Source organism: Helicobacter sp. L8, from assembly GCF_003660355.1.
In the GTDB taxonomy this organism is placed as follows: Bacteria; Campylobacterota; Campylobacteria; order Campylobacterales; family Helicobacteraceae; genus Helicobacter; species Helicobacter labacensis.
The window spans coordinates 1-3783 of the sequence record NZ_QXQR01000036.1; the positions used below are offsets into that span (position 1 = coordinate 1).

Annotated in this window: 2 rRNA genes; both read left to right on the forward strand. The window is 47.6% G+C overall.

Annotated features, from left to right (window positions below):
• Positions 1-276 precede the first annotated feature (276 nt).
• A 23S ribosomal RNA gene (locus EAO37_RS08820) occupies positions 277-3165 on the forward strand.
• Positions 3166-3667: 502 nt separating this feature from the next.
• A 5S ribosomal RNA gene (rrf, locus tag EAO37_RS08825) occupies positions 3668-3783 on the forward strand.

Sequence of the window (3783 nt, forward strand, 5' to 3'; positions counted from 1 at the left end):
CTAAGCCCCCCTTAAGCTTTCCAACGATAGAATGCGCTTTTGCCTAAGCAAATGTGAGTAACTTGAAAGTTTTACCAATAGGACGCGTCTTTGAGGCTTTTATCTAAAGGGATGCATTCTTAGGATGGTGTTGCTTAAAGAGCGTTTGCTTAATGTTTTTTGACTTTTCATTGTCAATAGCCTATGTAAAGGTAAAAACTACAAAGCCAAAGAATTATACTCAATAAGGCGGTAGAAATCTTATCAAGGCAGTTTAGCGGATATGCTAACTGAAACAAACAAGATGTTAAGAGTAGATGGTGGATGCCTTGGGTAGTAGAGGCGATGAAGGACGCACTAGACTGCGATAAGCTACGGGGAGCTGTCAAGAAGCATTGATCCGTAGGTCTCCGAATGGGGCAACCCAACTTACAGCAATGTGAGTTACTCTATTTATAGAGAGCGAACCTAGCGAAGTGAAACATCTCAGTAGCTAGAGGAAAAGAAATCAACGAGATTCCCTCAGTAGTGGCGAGCGAAAGGGGAGAAGGGCAAACCGCGTGCTTGCACGCGGGGTTGAGGACGGCAACATTCAAGGGGTTTATCTAGCAGAGTTGCTTGGAAAAGCAAGCCATAGAAGGTGATAGCCCTGTATGCGAAAGATACACCCTAGATAGCCGTATCCAGAGTAGACCAGGACACGAGAAATCCGGGTTGAAGCCGGGGAGACCACTCTCCAACCCTAAATACTACTACTACACCGATAGCGCACAAGTACCGTGAGGGAAAGGTGAAAAGAACCGTGGGTAACGGAGTGAAATAGAACCTGAAACCATCTACTTACAATCATTCAGAGCCCTATGATTTATCAGGGTGATGGACTGCCTTTTGCATAATGATCCTGCGAGTTGTGGTGTCTGGCAAGGTTAAGTGAAAACGAGCCGTAGCGAAAGCGAGTCTGAACAGGGCGCATTAGTCAGACGCTGCAGACCCGAAGCCAAGTGATCTATCCATGGCCAAGTTGAAACGAGTGTAACAGCTTGTGGAGGACTGAACCCGTGCCCATTGAAACGGGCTGGGATGAGCTGTGGATAGGGGTGAAAGGCCAAACAAACTTGGTGATAGCTGGTTCTCTTCGAAATATATTTAGGTATAGCCTCAAGTCATAACAAGAGGGGGTAGAGCTCTGATTGGGCTAGGGCTGCTCGCCGCAGTACCAAACCCTGTCAAACTGCGAATACCTTTTGTTGTATCTTGGGAGTCAGGCGGTGGGTGATAAAATCAATCGTCAAGAGGGAAACAACCCAGACTACCAACTAAGGTCCCCAAGTTCTATTCTGAGTGGAAAAAGATGTGTGGTTACTCAAACAACCAGGAGGTTGGCTTAGAAGCAGCCATCCTTTAAAGAAAGCGTAACAGCTCACTGGTCTAGTGATCATGCGCTGAAAATATAACGGGGCTAAGATAGACACCGAAGTTGTAGATTGCACTTTTGTGCAGTGGTAGAAGAGCGTTCTGTGCAGCGTTGAAGGCATACCGGTAAGGAGTGTTGGAGCGCACAGAAGTGAGCATGCAGGAATGAGTAGCGATAAGATGCGTAAGAATCGCATCCGCCGTAAATCTAAGGTTTCCTACGCGATGTTCGTCATCGTAGGGTTAGTCGGGTCCTAAGCCAAGTCCGAAAGGGGTAGGCGATGGGAAATAGGTTAATATTCCTATACCAATTAGGGTGTGCGATGGGAGGACGCATAAAGTTAGGTGAGCTAGCTGATGGAAGTGCTAGTCTAAGGGTGTAGATTGGGAGAGAGGCAAATCCGCTCCTGTATTTGAAACCTGAAAGGCTCTTGGCGGTCTTCGGACCAAAGAGAGAATCACTGATACTATCGTGCCAAGAAAAGTCTCTAAGTTTAGCCCTAATTGTCCGTACCGCAAACCGACACAGGTAGATGAGATGAGTATTCTAAGGCGCGTGGAAGAACTCTCTTTAAGGAACTCTGCAAACTAGCACCGTAAGTTCGCGATAAGGTGTGCCTACGCGAGTAGGTCTCAGCAAAGAGTCCCTCCCGACTGTTTACCAAAAACACAGCACTTTGCCAACTCGTAAGAGGAAGTATAAGGTGTGACGCCTGCCCGGTGCTCGAAGGTTAAGAGGATGGGTTAGCTCGCAAGAGCGAAGCTTTGAATTGAAGCCCGAGTAAACGGCGGCCGTAACTATAACGGTCCTAAGGTAGCGAAATTCCTTGTCGGTTAAATACCGACCTGCATGAATGGCGTAACGAGATGGGAGCTGTCTCAAAGAGAGATCCAGTGAAATTGTAGTGGAGGTGAAAATTCCTCCTACCCGCAGCAAGACGGAAAGACCCCGTGGACCTTTACTACAGCTTAGCACTGCTAATGGGAATGCCATGCGCAGGATAGGTGGGAGGCTTGGAAGCAAGAGCTTTGGCTCTTGTGGAGCCATCCTTGAGATACCACCCTTGGCGTTTTTGTTAGCTAACTGGCTTGAGTTATCCTCAAGAAGGACAATGCTTGGTGGGTAGTTTGACTGGGGCGGTCGCCTCCTAAAAAGTAACGGAGGCTTACAAAGGTTAGCTCATGGCGGTTGGAAATCGCCAGTTGAGTGTAATGGCACAAGCTAGCTTAACTGCAAGACAAACAGGTCAAGCAGAGACGAAAGTCGGTCATAGTGATCCGGTGGTTCTCGTGTGGGAGAGCCATCGCTCAAAGGATAAAAGGTACCCCGGGGATAACAGGCTGATCTCCCCCAAGAGCTCACATCGACGGGGAGGTTTGGCACCTCGATGTCGGCTCATCGCATCCTGGGGCTGGAGCAGGTCCCAAGGGTATGGCTGTTCGCCATTTAAAGCGGTACGCGAGCTGGGTTCAGAACGTCGTGAGACAGTTCGGTCCCTATCTGCTGTGGGCGTAGGAAAGCTGAGGAGAGCTGTCCCTAGTACGAGAGGACCGGGATGGACATGCCACTGGTGCACCAGTTGTTCTGCCAAGAGCACCGCTGGGTAGCCACGCATGGTTGTGATAAGAGCTGAAAGCATCTAAGCTCGAAGCCAACTCCAAGATGAGCTTTCCCTGAAGCTCGCATGAAGACTACATGTTTGATAGGGTGGGTGTGTAAGTGCAGTAATGCATTCAGCTAACCACTACTAATAGAGCGTTTGGCTTGTTTGGTTGATAAGGTATCACCGCCTTGTTGAGTGTAATTATGCTTTGTAGCAAATCAGAGCATAGGTTATTGGCAAAAGCAAAGCTTTTAAGCCTTGTTCTTGCTTTTTTAAAACAAGGATGCTAGAATGGCATCTTTGGTTAAAATTTGCAAGCAAACTTAGAGTTAAGTCCCTAGCTAGAACTTGCTTGTGTGGCTTGCATTAGTGGCTTGCATTAAAGGTTTTAGCTAAAGCCTTATAGGTTGACTTGCTCTTCATTGAGCTAGCCTAGCATTCAGGCTTGAACAAGATTGCCAAGTTTTTAAGCTTTGGGTTGGCTTGTGCTTTAGTTTGCTAGGTTTGGCTTCAAATTCAGACTTGAGACTTTAAAATCTCTTGGTTTGACTAGGAGCTAAAGGCAAGCTAAGCCCTTGAGCGTTGCTAGATATTTGGCAATCCTTTAGGTGCAAGCTCAAGGCTTTGACAAGTTACAAAGTTTTTAAGAGGCTTTGTAAAAGCTTTGCTTTCCCCGTGTCCCTAGTGGAGAGGAAATACCCAGCCCCATCCCGAACCTGGAAGTCAAGCTCTCTAACGCCGATGATACTGCCCTTTGCAAGGGTGGGAAAGTAGGGTGATGCGGGGG